The organism is Nitrobacter winogradskyi (assembly GCF_006539545.1).
Taxonomy (GTDB): Bacteria; Pseudomonadota; Alphaproteobacteria; order Rhizobiales; family Xanthobacteraceae; genus Nitrobacter; species Nitrobacter winogradskyi_A.
On sequence record NZ_BJNF01000111.1, the window covers coordinates 1 to 16,292 of the forward strand.

Consider the following 16,292-nt stretch of genomic DNA (forward strand, 5'->3'; position numbering starts at 1 on the left):
GCCCTTGATCTTTGCGATGCGTTGACACACCTCCCGTCGCCGCCAACGATAACGGTAATACGGACGGCCCCGACCCCGAGGCGCTACGCAAGGTCAACGAGGTCGCCCTTCAGCTTGCCCGCATCATCGGCCGCTGCATGGCGCGTGAGGACTTTGCCGCGCGCATCGCTAAAGCCGCCAATGACAATAGGCCAAAACAGCCGGACAAATGAGCGCCATCTTGATTTTTTCATCGGTACGGTTATTATCCGTACATACCACCAGGAGGTAACAATGGCCCAGATGCAATCCAATCGTGACGACCGTATCGAGTTGCGCACCACGCGCGACGAGAAGCGGCTTCTCACCGCCGCCGCAGCTCACGAGCGGCTTGACGTGACCAGCTTCATCATGCGCGCCGTTCTGCCGGCGGCGCGCGATGTGGTCGAGCGGGCGGAACGCCTCTCACTTTCCAAGCGGGATTCGCTGCGAGTGCTCGACCTTCTGGAAAATCCGACACCCCCGACGCCGGCCCTGCTTGCCGCCGCGCGCCGCCGTGTCGCCCGAGGCCGGAAGCATGCTTGATTGGCGGGAAGAGCCCATTGGACGCGATCATGACCGCAAGGCGTTCGATTGTGGCTCACCGGAATTGAACGATTACCTGCGCCGACACGCTCGTCAGAACCATGAGGGCGGAGGTTCCAAGACCTTCGTGGCGGTGGCCGCAGCCGCGCCCAAAACCATTCTCGGCTTTTACTCCATCAGTCCCGCCTCGATTGCCTTCGCGAAAGTCCCTGCCGCCCTGACCAAGGGACTGGGACGCTACGAGGTCGCCGTGTTCCGGCTTGCTCGACTGGCCGTGGCGCTTCCGATGCAGGGCCAGGGGCTTGGAGGCGACCTTCTGCTGGCAGCGGGCGCGAGGGCGCTCGCTGTAGCAGCCCAGGTCGGTGGCGTGGCGCTGGCGATCGACGCCAAGGATAAAAAGGCGGCACGCTGGTACGAGCGCTTCAGTGCAATGCCGCTGCTCGACAGTAGCCCGCTCAGCCTCATTCTGCCATTCAAGGCCATCGTTGACGCCCTGGAAATAGCGCAGGACAAAAGCCCAGCGCGCTCCGCAACGCGCAAGAAGAAGGAGCAACAGGGATGAACCGATCCGGGGCGAACGTGAGATTGTCGAGGAACAGGCCGAGATCGTGCGCCGCATCTTCTGCGAATATGTCGCCGGCAAGGGACCGCAGAAAATCGCCGCCGACCTCAACCGCGACGGAATCCCAAGCCCCACCGGCAAGCGCTGGAACGACACCACCATCAGAGGCAACCGCACCGTCAGTTCCGGCATCCTCAACTGTGAGCTTTATGTCGGCGTCATCCGCTGGAACCGGCAAGGAAGCTCAAGAACCCCGACACGGGTCGTTTTACCTACCGCCTCAACCCCGAAAGCGAATGGATTCGCGCGGAGGCTCCCGAGCTTCGTATCGTGCCACAGGAGCTATGGGACGCGGCCAAGGCACGTCAGGATGAACTGACGGCCCTCTACAAGAGGCAGGCCGACGCATCGCGCGCCGCCATCCGGACGATGATGGCAAAGAATGGCGGCCTCAATGCCACCCACCGTCCGCGCACCTTGCTCTCCGGCCTTCTGTTCTGCGGCTGTTGCGGCGGCAGCTAGGGGTCGGGACAAGAGCAGTTCGAAATCGTACTCCTGAGAGTCAATCGGACTCGTCGGAATCGTCCTGCGGAAGGTCGTCCGGGAGAAGAAAGTGAGGGAGAGCGGCCTTCCACTAACCAAAGTTTGGATAGAATTTCTGGTCAGCTTGGGCTCAAGCTTGATACTGACCAAAGTTTATATATAATATTCGGACGCAAACGAGCGGCCCATGCCCGACCCGACGTCCGACACTCTCGACCGTATCCATGACCGGATCGCCCAGGCGGCGCCGGCCGGGGTGTGGTCGCGCGCCGATTTCCTCGACATCGGAACGCCGAACGCCGTCGAGAAGGCGCTGCAGCGGCTGACCCTGCGCGGCGACACCCGCCGTCCCTATCGCGGCCTCTACGACAAGCCGGGCATAAGTAAGCTGACCGGCAAGATGGTGTTTCCGCCGCGCGCCTCTTTCATCGACGCGATCGCACGGCGCGACAAGCTGCGGGTCCTCGTCGACGGCATGACCGCCGCGAACGATCTCGGCCTGACGACGGCCGTGCCGGCGCGCTCGACGATCTATGCCGACACCTATCCGCGGACGATCGAGATCGAGGCGAGCGCCGGCGATCCGAAGGCGACGAAGCCGGTCATCTACAAGCTCGACTTCAAGCGCATCGCGGCGAAGACGGCATTCTGGGCCGGGCGGCCTGCGATGCGCGTCGTCCAGGCGCTCGCATGGTTTCGGGATGAGAAGGCAAGCCTCGACGCCGCCGTGAACGGCATCGTCCGGCATCTGATGCGCGATCCGAACCGCGACAAGGTCGCGGAGGATCTGCGCGAGAATATTCACGCGGTCCTGGCCTGGATGTATCCGCTGATCGAAACGATCACGCGCCGGCTCGCGGAGGATCAAAGTCAAAACGCGCCGGACATCGAGCGCGCGAAGGGCGATCATGCAGAAGACGTTCATTGAAGTCCTGCGCTCGAGCGTCGACGATCGCCGCGCCCTCTTCGATACGGTCGCCGCGCATCTCGAGACGCAGGCCGCGAATATCGAGAAGGACCTCTATGTCTGCTGGGCGCTCGACTTCCTGTTCAATCGGCGCGGCGACGATCCGATCGGTCTGTACTTCAAGGGCGGCACGAGCCTCAGCAAGGCGTATGGACTGATCCGGCGCTTTTCCGAGGACATCGACATCTGCATTTACAAGGCCGATCTGCATGTCCCGCTTGAAGCCGACATCGCCGCCCTCCCCTCGGTGAACCAGCAGCAGCGCGCGCTGGCGGAGAAGGTTGACGAGGCGGCGCGTCAATACATCTCCGGTCCGCTGAAAGAGCTTCTGACGAAGGAGATCGCCACAGTCGAGGAAGCGATCGAGCAGCCGGGACATTTCACGCTCGGCTTCGGCTTCGACAATTACCGAAACAGGGGCGCGCTCGACATTCTGGTGATCGGCTACAAGAGCGTCTTCGATTCCGCGCAGAACTATGTGCAGGCCGCGGTCCGCATCGAAGGCGGCGCGCGCCCCGATCCGGAGCCGGCAGAGCCGCGCGAGATCGTCCCCTACATCGCCGACGAATTGCCGGAAGGCATGGACCTTACCGTTCGCAACGTGACGACGGTCAAGCCGGAGCGGACCTTCTGGGAGAAGGTGCTGATCCTGCATGCGATGACGGAGATGACGGAGAAGCGGCGCGAGGACGGCAATCCCGAACGGCCCGTGCCCGATCTCAATAAGTACTCACGTCATTACTACGACGTTCATCAGATCTGGACGCATCCCGACTATGGCGTCGCGACCGCGGCGCTGCGCGATCTCGCGGAGGCCTGCCGGCAGCACAGGGAGCTGATGTTTCGCGCGCCGGATCACCGCTACGACCGCGCCATGCCGGGCAGCTATCGTCTCGTCCCCACGGAGGACATGCAGGCGAAGCTGGCTGCCGATTATCGGCGCATGACGGCGATGATCTTCGGCGCGCCGCCGGCCTTCGTCGACGTGATCGCCAGCATCAAGGCGCTCGAAGACTATCTCAACGCGGCGACCGCCGAGGCCGGTGACTCATGACGAACGCGCCGGCAGCCGAGGATCGTCATCATGTCGTCGTAGTCGGCGCCGGCTTCGGCGGGCTTGAGACCGTGCATCGGCGCGCCGGCTCGTATCACGATGATCGACCGACGCAACCATCACCTGTTTCAGCCGCTGCTCTATCAGGTGGCGACCGCATCGCTCGCCACGTCGGAGATTGCCTGGCCGATCCGGCATCTTCTGCGCAAGCGCAGGGAGATCGCGACATTTCTGGCCTCAGTCGAAGGCATCGACACGGAAGGGCGGCATGTCCTGCTCGATGACGGCGCGACTGTTCCCTACGACACTCTGGTTCTCGCGACGGGCGCGCGCCACGCTTATTTCGGTCACGACGATTGGGAGCCGTTCGCTCCCGGCCTCAAGACGCTGGAAGATGCGACGACGGTTCGCCGGCGTATCCTGCTCGCCTTCGAGCGCGCCGAGCGCGAGACCGATCCGCAGCGGCGCGGCGCGCTTCTGACCTTCGTCATCATCGGCGCGGGACCGACCGGCGTTGAACTCGCCGGCACGATCGCCGAACTGGCGCGCACGACGCTCAAGGGCGATTTCCGCAGCATCGACACGCGGGAGTCGCGCGTCGTGCTGATCGAGGCGGGCCCGCGCGTGCTCGCCGCCTTCACCGAAGACCTGTCCGCTTACGCGCGGCGCTCGCTGGAGCGGCTCGGCGTAGAGGTCGCGCTTGGCCAGCCCGTGACAGCATGTTCGGCGGAAGGCGTCGTCTATGGCGGCAAGACCCTCCCGGCCGCGACGATCATCTGGGCGGCGGGCGTGTAGGCCTTGCCGGCGGCGCAATGGATCGGCGCGCCTGCCGACCGGGCCGGACGGGTGCTGATCGAACCGGATCTGACCGTTCCGGGCCACAAGGAGATTTTCGTGATCGGCGATACGGCGGCCGTCTTCGATCCCGACGGCAAGCCGGCACCCGGAATTGCGCCGGCGGCAAAGCAACAGGGCAAGCATGTCGCGGCGACGATACGGGCGCGCCTCGCTGGAGAACATGGCGACGCGGCGTTCCGCTACCGCCACGCGGACAGCCTCGCGACGATCGGCAAGCGACTCGCCGTCATCGACTTCGGCCGCATCAAGCTACGCGGCGCGCTCGCGTGGTGGATCTGGAGCCTGGCGCACATCTACTTCCTCATCGGCGTGCGCAACCGCCTGAGCGTCGCCCTGAGCTGGCTGTGGATTCACACCCGCGACCAGCGCAGCGCGCGGCTCATTACCCAGGGCGGCGCCGGGCGCGCGGCGGCGAAGCCGGGCAAGGAAGGACGTCCATAGCTTGAATAGCCGCCCAATTGGCATATGTCTTGAGCATATGCTTGGAGGTGCTGATGGCCGACCAAAGAAACGTTCGACTGTTTCGTAACGGCCGCAACCAGGCGGTCCGCATTCCCGTCGAATTCGAGCTTCCGGGTGACGAAGCCATCATGCATCGGGACGGCGATCGCCTGGTGATCGAACCGGTGCGCAAGCGCGGCCTGCTCGCCTTGCTCAAATCGATGACGCCGATCGAGGAGGATTTCCCGGAGGTCACCGATCCCGCGCCATCGCCGGAGACGGTGCTGTGACGCAATACATGCTGGACACCAACATCATCTCCGACCTCGTCCGAAACCCGCAGGGCAAGGCAGCGAAGCGGATCGCCAAGGTCGGCGAAGATAATATCTGCACCAGCATCATTGTGGCGGCCGAGCTGCGCTATGGCTGCGCAAAGAGCGGCTCGAAACGGCTGCTCAAGGCCGTGGAGGATATCCTCAGCGAGATCGCCGTTCTGCCGCTCGATATACCCGCCGACGCCGAATACGGCGGAATTCGCTCCGAGCTCGAAGCGGCCGGCAAGCCGATCGGCGGCAACGACCTACTGATCGCGGCGCTCGCTTATGCAACCGGCGCGACGATCGTGACCGCCAACGTCGATGAGTTCACCCGCATTCGCGGACTGAAGGTGGAGAATTGGCTTGCTTAGCGCGCCTGCCGCCTTACGAGCGGCGCGATAGGATTCGTGGCATGGAAAAGGTCTCGGACAATTCCGCGGTGCGATTGCCGGATGCGGCCTCGGTGGAGGCCGTGCTCGGCGCGCTTCCGGCCGGCGTTGACGAAGCCACCTTGGCGGCGGCGCTGAGGGATGCATTTCCCGGGTTCTCATTTTCGGCCGCCAACATCCACGATGAATATTGGCGAGACACGCGATCGGTGTTGGCCGCCGACCGAACGCGCATCGCCGAGTATCGCCCGTGGATGCAAGCCGAGCTCGCGAAGGACAATGGAGACATCGCGACGGTCTGGAGGCGGTTGCAGGACACTGATCTCCAGATTTCGGAATGGCACGGCACCAGCGTCTATGCCTTCGCGCCGACAGGATCCGGGGCGGCTGACTATGTGCAGATTTCGCTTGGTCGCGAGACCGAATGGTGTGCGGGTCCGATCGTCAACGCATCACGCCGGCCGTGGGGCGACGAGGAACTGCTCGATCCGTCATGGATCACGCACGACGATATGTCGGACGACAAGGTGCTGTCGGGACCGCTTTACCGATTGCTCGGCAAGGCGGGAACCAGCGTCGTGCATGTCCGCAGCTTCCTCGCGCGCTGCGGGCGTTGTGAGCGTGACAAGCGGGAAGCGCGACGGCCGGAGCTGGAGCGAAGCGCCTGGGTTAGCTCCGACGGTACGCGGACGCCGTTCCTCGATTTGCAGCCCGACTATTTCGATTTCGCGCGGCGCGAGGTCCGATTCTTTCAGGGCTGGGAGGAATCGAGCGCGCGCAACACACGGGTGTACGAGCATTGGGCGCTCGACATCCGCGATTTCGAACACAAGGGTGTACGCGAGCTCGCCTTTATCCCTCGTCCGCTGCATCTGCCGGAAGAGCGTCTGGAGGCTGGCGATGCGTCCGTGCATATCCTCATGGATCGTATCGAATCGACCGACCGGGAGATGGGACTTCCGTTCGCCTGGTTTTTCCTGATGACCCACGGCAACAAGGTCTCTCCCGAAGTCGGCGACGCAATTGCGCAAGGTCTGCGCGAGGCGCGCGTGCGCCTTCCCGATCATGACGTGAAGGTGCTGCTGCGCTGGGCCGATGAACGATATCTCTTCTAGCATCGAGATCATTCGGGCATGAATGAACTTCCAATGAACGTCGAGGCCTATAGCCGCTCGCCCGAGTTCAATCAGGACACATTGCCGGCGGCGCTGCGGAAGCAACACAGCACGAAGGCCGGAACCTGGGCGCTGATCCACGTTCTCGAAGGCAAGTTGACCTATCGGATCTACGAGCCGCCGAGCGAGACAGTACTGGAGCCGGAAAAGCCCGGCGTCGTTCGGCCCGAGCAGTTGCACGAGGTTGCGCCGGCAAGCACGCCGATGCGCATGTATGTCGAGTTCTATGCTGTGAGAAAGGGCTGAAACGCGGCTCCGCTTCGCCGTTCAGTACAGATTGCTGATGCGATCGCATCGATCCTGCCCGCCAGCCGAAAGAACAATTCCGAGGTGGGGGTGACCGCTGCTTTGATGTTCAACCCCGGATGCTTCGCCCAGTTGTTGGAAGGTCCACAGGATGCGGTAGAAGGCGTTTTCGAGCGGATCCAGCAGGATGAGCGTCACGGAGACGTGTCGCTTCTCGCCTTCGAACCTGTCGAAAAACGGGCCATAGAGAACTGGTCGATGGGCTTCGTCGGCGCCCCGGTCGCTGACGCCGCCCGTTATGGCACGATGGCGGAGGAAAGCGGCTTCGATTCGGCGCGCATGATTGCAGACGCGCTCTTCGCAACGCTGCATCGGCTGGCGGTCGAGGAAGAAGGTCGCTCCTTCTAGATCGTCCCTGATATGTTGTGAACTACTAAAGCAGATGCAGCTTAATGTGATTCATATCCTGCTGCTGAGCGGCCGCGCGCCGGCGTTCCTGGACCATCTGAAAGAGGCTTCTCCCATGGGTACGCCAGATGAGTTGGCGTCCTATATAAGCAGCTTCGTATTCGCTTAGTTTCGCGCTCTTCTCCCTCGCTGTCGCATGTCGTTATCAATGGCCGCCACGTGGGCTGCAAAAGTCTATCAGCGGAGTTATGTTGCCTGCATCGGCAGCTTTTAGCGCCACAATATAGGTCGCACGGCGATCATTCATCTTTTGAAGATCGTAGCCACCCGCCCAGTCGATAGGCTTGGCTCCGTAGACCCGCTCAAGCATCGTATCCGCCATGATCCGAGAATGCCGTCCATTTCCATTTGGAAATGGGTGAATCTGAACAAGCCGGTGATGGAATCGAGCTGCCGCTTCTAACTCAGGATAAGTCTTGTTCTTCGACCAATACTGCGCATCGTCCATCAGCGTGCGCAGCTGAACCGGGATGTGAATGGGATCGACGCCGATATTCTTGCCTGTCTTTCGGAACGTACCAGCCCAATCCCACACCTCACCGAATAGGCGCTTGTGAAGGGTAACTGCAAAATCGTCCGTCAGAACATCGCCGCGATGGCGACCAAGCCACTGCAGGCCAGACTCGATATTTGCCTGCTCAAGCTCGTCGAGCTCTTCGCGGGTCGTAATGTGTTTGAACTTCAATCCCCCGAGTTCATTGGGATCTAAAGGAGTCGCGCCCTCCGGATATTCTGCGAGCCCTGTCATTTGTCGCTCCAGAAATCAGACGGCATCTCCCGCACAAGGTTGGCTGCGATGCGCTCCACTTCCGCGACCATCTTTTCGTTTGAGAGCGCCTGATCTTCGAGCGCCATATGTGTGCTTGCCCGACGAACCAACGCTTGTGCCTTCTTTTGCGCTTGAGCAGCTATGACGTCCTGAATAGTTCCGACTGGAAGGACTGCGTAGACAAATCGGCATCCCATGGCTTCCGCCGCAGCCTGCATCGACTTCAGGGTGGCTGCCCCCGAAAGCTCGGCTTGCTCCAGTTGAGGAATGCGGGCACGTGTAACGCCCAACTTCTTCGCTAGCTGGGAGCCGGACATGCCGAGGGCGTTTCGGACCGTGCGCAGCCAACCCTCAGGGGGTGTTCGTAAGTCAGGATGGCTTGCCGCGTTGTCGACAAGCCGTTGATATTGCTTTCGGACTACGTCTTTGACACCCAATTGTACATCCACCGCTTTACGATCTGGTAATATTGCGTAGTTATATCTAGACAAAATAATCGATATTGTCAATCTATACATTTACGTATGTTCCGATATGTAAAGTCAAAAATGTCCATCAAACAGAGAGGTCATTCCGTGCTGAAGATAGCCCGGCTTCTGATTGGCCGATTTGAGTACCCTCCAGGATTCCTTGCTGGTCTTGTGAGACTGTTCCTGCCCGTGCCGCTTCGCGCTCGGCTTGCGCAGCGATCTTCGCAAGCGGGTGATGGAAATAATGCTCGCCCATCGCGCGGCGGATAGCCGGCGACGACGCCTTATCGACGTGGGGCTTCATCCCGGCCCCGTCCTTCCATGCGACGGCGTAGTCTTGCGATGGCGGATAGACTTCCAGATATTTCACGGCCTCGGGATCGATCGGACCGTTCGTCCACAGCTCGAAAGCAAATGGCTTCCCCGCGAGCCGCGACTCATGCCTGAGAATTTTATGCAGCAGCGGCACACGGTCGTCCCGCCATTTCGTCGCTTCCTCGAGGGTTACGCGGGCTCCCGAAATCTTTGCCTTGCACTCGATCACGAGGACGCCTCTGCCTTCGGGTTTGTCGAGCAGCACGTCGGTCTCAGCTGACCCGCCGGTCTCATAATCCCTCCATTTTTCACCCGCCCGCATGTATCCGCCCTCGACATCTTTGGCGAGCGATCCAACAATAATCTCGAACAGCGCACCGCGCAGGTTGTTCGCTGCACCTTCAATTCGCGTGAGGCCATTCAGCACCCGCTCGACATGATCCGGATTGACCGAGGCAGTCGCGCCGGTGTCGGTCAAGAGCGAGATCAAATCGCGCAAAGCCTTAGCGATTTCCTCTCCAAACAGGTGAGATGTCGTTGTCGCAAGAATTCCTCGCGACCGCGCGAGTCCCCATGCCTTGTTTGAGAACCCGTCCGCCACCAAGAACGGCATGATAGGCGCAACATTGGCTGGCGCAGATGCGAGGTCGTGTTTACGAACGAAGGCTGCGACGGCATCTTCACTCAACACATCGCGCAAATTGACGCCCGCTACATGAAGGACGGTAAGCAGAAGACCGGCATGAAGTGCATTTACGGCTGGTACTACGACGACAAATCAACGATCCGCACAGTCTATGATGCTTTCGACAAATATCCGACCTATCCACCCGGCGCGATCATCGACGTTCTGGTGAAACAGAAATGCGGTGAATGATGCAGATGGCACTCCCTCGCTCATGGAAGGAAGAATTTGCAGCAGCCGCTGCGAAGCGCGAGGACGTACTGTACGCCGAAAAGATGGCCCGGTTTTACGAACGGGAACGAGAACGCCGCGAGGAAGAAACTTGAAGACGAACGTCGGGATCCGCTCCGGTGCCGAAGGCGAATCCCGCCGAAATGGAAGCCGCCATGCCGTCCAACATGGATGCGCTCGTGCGCAATACCGGCTTCGGCCCGGCAGAACCAACCTAACCCAGCTTACCCCTTAAGCAATCATGTTCTCCCTCCCGGATGAAGTTCCTTGACATTCACAATAATATCATGTCAGGATATGATATGAGAGATTTGGGATCGGAATACACGCTTGAGTATCTTCTGGCCTTCAATGGCCGCGAACATCATTACCCCGAAGGGTATTTCGTGAAGATCAAGCGGATCGATCCGACGCCCGAACGCCCCCACGGCCTGCGCTATTCGTTTACCCTCCACGGGCCGGAGGGGATGCGCTTGATCGGTTTCGACAATGCTCATCCCGTCGTTCCGGTGGGAGGGCGGTTCAAGAAAAAGCCCGTCGCTGCGGATCACTGGCACCGCACGGAAAACGATCCTGGAAGACCCTACGCGTTTGTGAGCGCCGAACAGTTGGTCGATGACTTTCTTGACGAGGTTGAACGGGTGCTCAAGCAAAGGGGAATTGAACTGGTCGTCCAAACGACGACGGAAAGGAAAACATCATGAGCAAGTACAAGATTCAGAACCATCGCGATCTGCGGGCAGAAATGAAGGCTGTCGCGCGGGGCGAAAAGCCTGCCCCGGCTGATGCGGCCAGGACGAGTTTTGAGTCCGCAGACGTGCTTCTTCGGTTGCTGACACCAGAAAATAGGGACTTATTGCGCATCATTCGTGACGAGAATCCGCAATCGGTCGCCGAACTCGCGCGGCTGTCCAGAAGAGCGGAACCCAATCTGCTGCGAACACTTGGAAAGCTGGAGGCCTTTGGGTTGATCGAGATGCAATCCGAGGGACGCCGACGCGTACCCGTCTCACGGGTCAGAAAACTATCCGTGGAGATCGACCTGTTCTCGCAGAACGACCGGTTCGAGGTAGCTTAAGGGTCGTCCGGTTTGCAGGACGTCGGACAATACATTGGAAATGCTCGACCCAGCGTCAATCTCGCATGGTTTTACGCGCGGCAAGCTGAAGGAGAATTGAGGTAACTTATTACGTTACCCCCTTCGGGCCGGACGCCTCGGGCGGAACGAAACAGTTCGCGATCCTACACTTTGGACCGGATCTAAATCATTGTGTTTGCCGGAAGATCATTGGCCCGCTATGGAAACGGTACTCGATGGCGCGGGATGAACGTATTCTGCTACAGCGGTTTCGAGTGGATGTCGGTTCGCATGAAGAGAACGCGTCAAATCAAATCATAGAGTCCTGTTTCCGATCCCATCAGGAGCGGAAGGCTCCAAGAGCAGTTATCATTGGTTTGCGCTTGATGAGCGACCTGACGAGCAATCTGGCGGCGCTTTATGCCGACGAGCAAGGAAGGCTCCAGCGCTTTCTGATACGGCAGGGTATATCCCCGGCCACCGCTGCCGACATCGTTCAGGATGCATTCCTGCGGCTGCTCGGCGCCCCACGCGAAGACGTACGCGACCTCCGAAGCTATCTCTTTAGTACCACACGAAACCTGACGGTCGATCGTGCGCGACAGCGGCAGCGGAGCGCGCTCGGCAACGCCGTCGAACTTGACGAATCTATCGTCGATCCAGCGCCGCTGGCCGATGCGGCGCTGATCTCGCGGCAGGAGTTTCAGGCGCTTCACGCCGCGCTCGCGGATTTGCCGCCGCGTTGCCGCGAAGTGCTTATCCTCCATAAGTTCGAGAGCCTGAGCTACGCGCAGATTGCTGACCGTCTGGGCATCGCAAAGAACTCGGTCGCCGCCCACATGGTGAAGGCGATATCCCACCTCCGGTCCCGATTCCGCGAGGCTTCCGCATAGAAGCACCTAGAGCATCTTTCAGCAAAGTGGTGACATGTTCGCCGCAGGAAAACGCGACCCGACAATAATTTCCAGAGCATGGTTCGATTGAGCTTGATCGGATCATGCTCTAGTTGGTTTTTCGTACAATAGCGTCTTAATCTTATAAGCCGATCAACCTTCGGACTCCGATACGGGACCAAACGATCGGCCCGATCCAGATCACAGCCTGCTCCGGGATTGCATGGAACAGAATGGCACGCAGTCAGTAGACGACCAGGCTGTCCAATGGTTTGTTCTGTTGCGCGACGAAGACGCGACGGCGGAAGATCGGCGCGCGTTCGCGCACTGGCTTGCGTTCGACCCGACACATGAAACCGCGTGGCGATCGGTCGAACGGATGTGGGGCGGCCTCGACGCATTGGCGCCGGAGGTGGCCAGGCAACGGCGCAAGCCTCGAAGAAACAGCCGGTTAAAAAGAGGCGCCGCCGTGGCTCTTTTGCTCGCTGCGATCGGCATCGGCTGGCAGATGGCTCCAACGGGGCTATTCGCCGATTACCGGACGGCGATCGGCGAACGCCGGATGATCGTGCTGCAAGACGGTTCGCAGGTCGACCTCGGCGCGGCAAGCGCGCTCGATGTGTCATTCAGCACGGGCGAACGCAGGGTCAGGCTGCTCACCGGCGAGGCATTCTTCACCGTAACGAAGGACGCCGCCCGGCCGTTCGTCGTCGCGGCCGAGAACGGCGAGGTGAAGGTGCTGGGTACGGCATTCGACGTCAAGATCGCCGACGGGGTCGCGGTGGCGGTCGCGCATAACGCTGTCCAGGTTTCCGCTCAACCCCCGGACCGTCCCGGTGACGCTCCGGTTGTTGTCAAACAAGGCCAGATCGTTCGCTACGATTCCGCCGGCATTTCCGCCGTCGATACGGCGGACCTGGAGTCCATACAGGCGTGGCGGCACGGCCAGCTCGTTTTCCGCGACGTCCCGCTCGATACCGTGCTCACCGAACTTCAGCGCTACCGTTCAGGCCGCATTGCCCTGATCGGCGGAGCGTTGGGTCAGCGGCGAGTTACCGCAGTGTTCGATGCAACAAAGACGGAGCAGGCCCTCGATACGATCGCCGAATCCCTGTCCCTGCGCGTCTATCGAGCCGGCGGCCTGCTGACTGTCATCATTCCGAACGACAGCGCCGAAAAAACTCCCGTGGGCGACTAACTACTTTTCCCGACCCTGTCGTCTTCAGCATAGGGATGGGATCGCGCCGACGTGGCCGATCCTCTGCCCGCATGTTGAGGACAGGGGATATTGAGTATGAGGTACGGGAAAACAAGCCGGAACACGTGCTCCGGCTGGTTTCGGACGCTGCTGATGGCGGGAACCGCGATCGTGCCGGCTATCGCGTCCGACGTCGCGATGGCCCAGAGCGAGCGGCCGGTGCGGACCGGCACGGATGCCAACGTCCGCAACCTCGACATTCCACCGCAAGGCCTGTCCAGCGCTCTCGTCGCATTCTCGCGTCAGACCCGCGTACAAATCTTTGTCGACCAGACGCTGGCGTCCGGAAAGACCTCACCTGGCGTGAGCGGCGCGCTTGCCCCGGCAGCCGCGCTCAACCGCCTGCTGGCGGGCACAGGGCTAACCTACCGCTTCACCAACACGACTTCGGTATCCATCGAGCGCCCTGGTACAACGACAGGCGCTGGCGGCGCGGCGCCTGCCGGCGCGATCGCGCTGGATACGATTGATGTGGAGGGGGCGGCATCGAGCGATCCCGGCAGGACTGAGGGAACGGGCTCCTACACGCCGAGCGTGACCGCAACCGCGATGCGGCTTCAGCTCAGCCCGCGCGAAACGCCACAGTCGATCAGCGTCATCACGCGGCAGCAGATCGAGGATTTCAACCTGAGGTCGGTCAGCGAGGTCATCGATCGCACGCCTGGCCTGAGTACTGTAAATCAAGGGGGTGAGCGAACCGTTTTCTATGCTCGCGGCTTTCCCGTTCGGAGTTTTCAGTATGACGGGGTGCCGATCTCTTTTCAGAACTATGCAGGCGCCAACGCTTCCACCGAGCAGCGAACGGACATGGCGATGTACGATCGGGTGGAAGTGCTGAAAGGCGCAACTGGCCTTCTGACAAGCGTCGGCGACCCCGGCGCGACGATCAACATGATCCGCAAGAAGCCGACCCGCACCTTTCAGGGTTACACGACCCTCAGCGCCGGCTCCTGGGACGACTACCGCGGTGAACTCGACATCAGCGGTGCACTGAATGAGAGCGGAACCGTGCGTGGCCGCTTCGTCACCGCGCATCAGGACAATAGATTGTACCTCGATCATTACCACCGTAAAAGCTCACTGTTTTACGGGATCGTCGAGGTCGATCTGACGCCGGACACGTTGTTCACTGTCGGTTCGGATTATCAGCGCAGCGTTCCGAAAGGAACCGCCAACAACCTGATCCCGCTGTTCAACAGCCTCGGCGAGTTCAATAAAGTGCCGCGTTCGTTCAACCCCGCGACGCGCTGGAGCACCTGGGAGGCGGACACTCATAACATCTTCACCACGCTCGAGCACCGGTTCGACAATGAATGGCGGGTCAAGCTGCAACTCAACCGTCAGACGGGCGGTTATGACGGCACGGTGGGCTCCGCCAGCAGCGGTTTTCCAAATCCGGTGGACGGCACCGGCGTGAGGGCGGGACCGAATTTTGGCATATGGACCAGCAAGGCCCTAACCAATGCGGCCAATGTTTATGCCACCGGGCCTTTCTGGTTGTTCGATCGCAAGCACGAACTCGTTCTCGGCGGCAGCATGTCGAGACAGGACCGCACACGTGTTGACCAGGTCCGAGATCCGGCCAGCCCATACAGCAACGGTACCGTTCCCAACTTTTATAACTGGACCGGCGACCTTCCCCAGCCCGGATGGATACCGTTCCTGCCGGGCGATCCCAACAAAGAGATCTTCAAGGAAAATGGATTCTACGCGGCCACGCGGCTTCAGGTACACGACAGGTTGAAGGTGATGCTGGGCGCGCGCATCGCCAATTTTGAAGCACAGCAACGTGTCTACGGGAACAGCAGCCAGCTCAAGAGGTCTGGTCAGGTGATTCCATACTATGCAGCAGTCCTCGATCTCACCGATGTTCTGTCCGCCTATGCCAGCTATACGGGCGTTTTCAGACCTCAATCAGTGTTGAATGAACAGGGCGCGACGCTTCCGCCACTTGAAGGAACGAATGCGGAAGTCGGCCTCAAGTCCGCCTTTCTCGACGGACGCATCAACGCCAGCGCCGCATACTTTCAAGTCAAGCAGGATAACTTTGCGGTCCCGACTGGTAGTCTCCTGCCAGGCGGAATACCGGCCTACCGTCCGGTGGACGGCGTGATCACCAAGGGTTTTGAACTGGAAATCTCGGGTCAGCTATCGCGGCAATGGCAACTCCAGGCCGGGTTTACGCACAATGTCTCACAGCGGGATAGTGTAAGAGTTTCCACGTTTACTCCGGCAAACCAGTTCACATTCTATAGCACCTACAAGCTCGACGGCACTCTCGACGGTTTTATGGTAGGTGGCGGTGCGCGCTGGATGGATAAGACTTGGGACAATGTAAACAATCCCATCTATGGCACAGTACGGCATACCGCGCCGAGCTACTGGGTTGTGGATGCGATGGCGAGCTACAAGTTCAATGAAAAATTATCGGCCACGCTCAACATCAGGAACCTGCTCGATAATAACTACTACACGTTCTATGGCTTTTATAACGGCTATGCGTGGGGCGCGCCGCGCAGCGTGCTGCTCAGCATGACGTACAGGTTCTGACGGGGCACTAGTTCGTTGTCATGTGAGAATGTCTCCGCCGCTGTCGAGATGCTACTTCATGACGTCTAAACTCCGTTCGGTGATTAGATTGCGGCGAAGGAGATGAAGGATGGACCTGCGCCACCTTCGCTATATCGCCGCCGCCGCCCGCAACGGCAGCTTCAGCGCGGCTGTGAACGAATTCAATGACAGGCGGCAAATCGTCAGCAGAGCGTGCCGCAAACTGTACTGGTAGCTATTTCGCGTCGATTTCCAACCACGTCGTGTCGATCAGTAGCAGTGACAAGGCGGGGGCGTGCGTGCCAGATACGCCGCTGATCCAGCGGCGATCTTTCACGCCATCATATAAGGCTGTTCGCACCGTAGTGCGCCGGGCTCTATTCCGGCGGCTGTTGCTGCCTCCACCGAACCCGCCAGTGCGGTTTCGGCCCATCCGGGTGACGATCCCTGACAGGAAAT

22 protein-coding genes and 1 pseudogene are annotated in these 16,292 nt (G+C 60.4%); 20 read left to right on the top strand and 3 right to left on the bottom strand.

All coding sequences use genetic code 11. From position 1 onward, the window contains the following. Window positions 1–11 precede the first annotated feature (11 nt). From NWI01_RS17215 to NWI01_RS17270, 13 genes and pseudogenes are all read left to right on the top strand, one after another. Window positions 12–212: a hypothetical protein gene (locus NWI01_RS17215; protein WP_141385200.1), complete on the top strand. Its 201-nt coding sequence runs from the start codon at window positions 12–14 to the stop codon at window positions 210–212. Window positions 213–273: 61 nt separating this feature from the next. Continuing rightward, window positions 274–564, top strand: a complete 291-nt coding sequence (locus NWI01_RS17220; RefSeq protein ID WP_141385201.1) for a type II toxin-antitoxin system TacA family antitoxin — start codon at window positions 274–276, stop codon at window positions 562–564. Beyond that, on the top strand, window positions 557–1,126 hold the full coding sequence (locus tag NWI01_RS17225) for a GNAT family N-acetyltransferase (RefSeq protein WP_141385202.1): 570 nt from the start codon (window positions 557–559) through the stop codon (window positions 1,124–1,126). Before NWI01_RS17220 ends, NWI01_RS17225 begins: the two co-directional genes overlap by 8 nt. Window positions 1,127–1,172: 46 nt before the next feature. Next, window positions 1,173–1,505 (top strand): recombinase family protein, encoded by a 333-nt coding sequence (locus NWI01_RS19870; RefSeq protein WP_244613864.1) that lies wholly within the window; start codon window positions 1,173–1,175, stop codon window positions 1,503–1,505. Continuing rightward, window positions 1,457–1,648 carry a zinc ribbon domain-containing protein gene (locus NWI01_RS19875; protein WP_244613867.1) on the top strand — a complete coding sequence of 64 codons (192 nt, stop codon included), beginning with the start codon at window positions 1,457–1,459 and terminating at the stop codon, window positions 1,646–1,648. The genes NWI01_RS19870 and NWI01_RS19875 overlap by 49 nt, the downstream gene beginning before the upstream one ends. A 208-nt stretch (window positions 1,649–1,856) precedes the next feature. Next, window positions 1,857–2,597 carry a DUF6088 family protein gene (locus tag NWI01_RS17235; protein ID WP_141385203.1) on the top strand — a complete coding sequence of 247 codons (741 nt, stop codon included), beginning with the start codon at window positions 1,857–1,859 and terminating at the stop codon, window positions 2,595–2,597. Then, window positions 2,578–3,690, top strand: coding sequence for a nucleotidyl transferase AbiEii/AbiGii toxin family protein (locus NWI01_RS17240; RefSeq protein ID WP_141385204.1), 1,113 nt, complete (start codon window positions 2,578–2,580; stop codon window positions 3,688–3,690). Before NWI01_RS17235 ends, NWI01_RS17240 begins: the two co-directional genes overlap by 20 nt. After that, window positions 3,687–4,989 (top strand): annotated as a pseudogene (locus NWI01_RS17245) (NAD(P)/FAD-dependent oxidoreductase). Before NWI01_RS17240 ends, NWI01_RS17245 begins: the two are co-directional and overlap by 4 nt. A 53-nt stretch (window positions 4,990–5,042) precedes the next feature. Next, window positions 5,043–5,279, top strand: a complete 237-nt coding sequence (locus NWI01_RS17250; protein ID WP_141385205.1) for an antitoxin — start codon at window positions 5,043–5,045, stop codon at window positions 5,277–5,279. A gap of 8 nt (window positions 5,280–5,287) precedes the next feature. Then, on the top strand, window positions 5,288–5,677 hold the full coding sequence (locus NWI01_RS17255; RefSeq protein ID WP_141385217.1) for a type II toxin-antitoxin system VapC family toxin: 390 nt from the start codon (window positions 5,288–5,290) through the stop codon (window positions 5,675–5,677). 41 nt (window positions 5,678–5,718) lie between these two features. Continuing rightward, the gene (locus tag NWI01_RS17260) at window positions 5,719–6,810 is read left to right on the top strand and encodes a hypothetical protein (protein ID WP_141385206.1); all 1,092 of its coding nucleotides are present in this window, start codon (window positions 5,719–5,721) and stop codon (window positions 6,808–6,810) included. Window positions 6,811–6,828: 18 nt separating this feature from the next. Beyond that, window positions 6,829–7,116, top strand: a complete 288-nt coding sequence (locus NWI01_RS17265) for a DUF1971 domain-containing protein (protein ID WP_210243002.1) — start codon at window positions 6,829–6,831, stop codon at window positions 7,114–7,116. 42 nt (window positions 7,117–7,158) lie between these two features. Further along, complete coding sequence (locus tag NWI01_RS17270) at window positions 7,159–7,524, top strand: BLUF domain-containing protein (protein WP_283809264.1); 366 nt, start codon at window positions 7,159–7,161, stop codon at window positions 7,522–7,524. Between the two features lie 205 nt (window positions 7,525–7,729). On the opposite strand, the gene NWI01_RS17275 is transcribed toward NWI01_RS17270, so the two are convergent. The 3 genes from NWI01_RS17275 to NWI01_RS17285 are packed head-to-tail and all read right to left on the bottom strand — an operon-like array spanning window position 7,730 to window position 9,751. After that, entirely contained in the window at window positions 7,730–8,332 is a 603-nt protein-coding gene (locus NWI01_RS17275) for a mobile mystery protein B (protein WP_141385208.1), read from the bottom strand. After that, on the bottom strand, window positions 8,329–8,871 hold the full coding sequence (locus tag NWI01_RS17280; protein WP_210243003.1) for a mobile mystery protein A: 543 nt from the start codon (window positions 8,869–8,871) through the stop codon (window positions 8,329–8,331). The genes NWI01_RS17275 and NWI01_RS17280 overlap by 4 nt, the downstream gene beginning before the upstream one ends. Window positions 8,872–8,908: 37 nt before the next feature. Next, window positions 8,909–9,751: a hypothetical protein gene (locus NWI01_RS17285; RefSeq protein ID WP_181410560.1), complete on the bottom strand. Its 843-nt coding sequence runs from the start codon at window positions 9,749–9,751 to the stop codon at window positions 8,909–8,911. Window positions 9,752–9,787: 36 nt separating this feature from the next. Between NWI01_RS17285 and NWI01_RS17290 the strand changes: the two genes are divergently transcribed. The 7 genes from NWI01_RS17290 to NWI01_RS17325 all read left to right on the top strand — a co-directional run bounded on the left by NWI01_RS17290 (window position 9,788) and on the right by NWI01_RS17325 (window position 16,068). Continuing rightward, window positions 9,788–10,015 (top strand): hypothetical protein, encoded by a 228-nt coding sequence (locus tag NWI01_RS17290; RefSeq protein ID WP_141385210.1) that lies wholly within the window; start codon window positions 9,788–9,790, stop codon window positions 10,013–10,015. A gap of 296 nt (window positions 10,016–10,311) precedes the next feature. Continuing rightward, on the top strand, window positions 10,312–10,758 hold the full coding sequence (locus NWI01_RS17295) for a toxin-antitoxin system TumE family protein (RefSeq protein WP_244613866.1): 447 nt from the start codon (window positions 10,312–10,314) through the stop codon (window positions 10,756–10,758). Further along, window positions 10,755–11,132, top strand: a complete 378-nt coding sequence (locus NWI01_RS17300; protein ID WP_141385211.1) for an HVO_A0114 family putative DNA-binding protein — start codon at window positions 10,755–10,757, stop codon at window positions 11,130–11,132. Before NWI01_RS17295 ends, NWI01_RS17300 begins: the two co-directional genes overlap by 4 nt. Window positions 11,133–11,518: 386 nt before the next feature. After that, on the top strand, window positions 11,519–12,025 hold the full coding sequence (locus NWI01_RS17305; protein ID WP_141385212.1) for an RNA polymerase sigma factor: 507 nt from the start codon (window positions 11,519–11,521) through the stop codon (window positions 12,023–12,025). 223 nt (window positions 12,026–12,248) lie between these two features. After that, window positions 12,249–13,223 (top strand): FecR family protein, encoded by a 975-nt coding sequence (locus tag NWI01_RS17315; protein WP_141385214.1) that lies wholly within the window; start codon window positions 12,249–12,251, stop codon window positions 13,221–13,223. A gap of 96 nt (window positions 13,224–13,319) precedes the next feature. Continuing rightward, window positions 13,320–15,833, top strand: coding sequence for a TonB-dependent siderophore receptor (locus NWI01_RS17320; RefSeq protein ID WP_141385215.1), 2,514 nt, complete (start codon window positions 13,320–13,322; stop codon window positions 15,831–15,833). A gap of 109 nt (window positions 15,834–15,942) precedes the next feature. Then, window positions 15,943–16,068: a LysR family transcriptional regulator gene (locus NWI01_RS17325; RefSeq protein ID WP_141385216.1), complete on the top strand. Its 126-nt coding sequence runs from the start codon at window positions 15,943–15,945 to the stop codon at window positions 16,066–16,068. Window positions 16,069–16,292 lie beyond the last annotated feature (224 nt).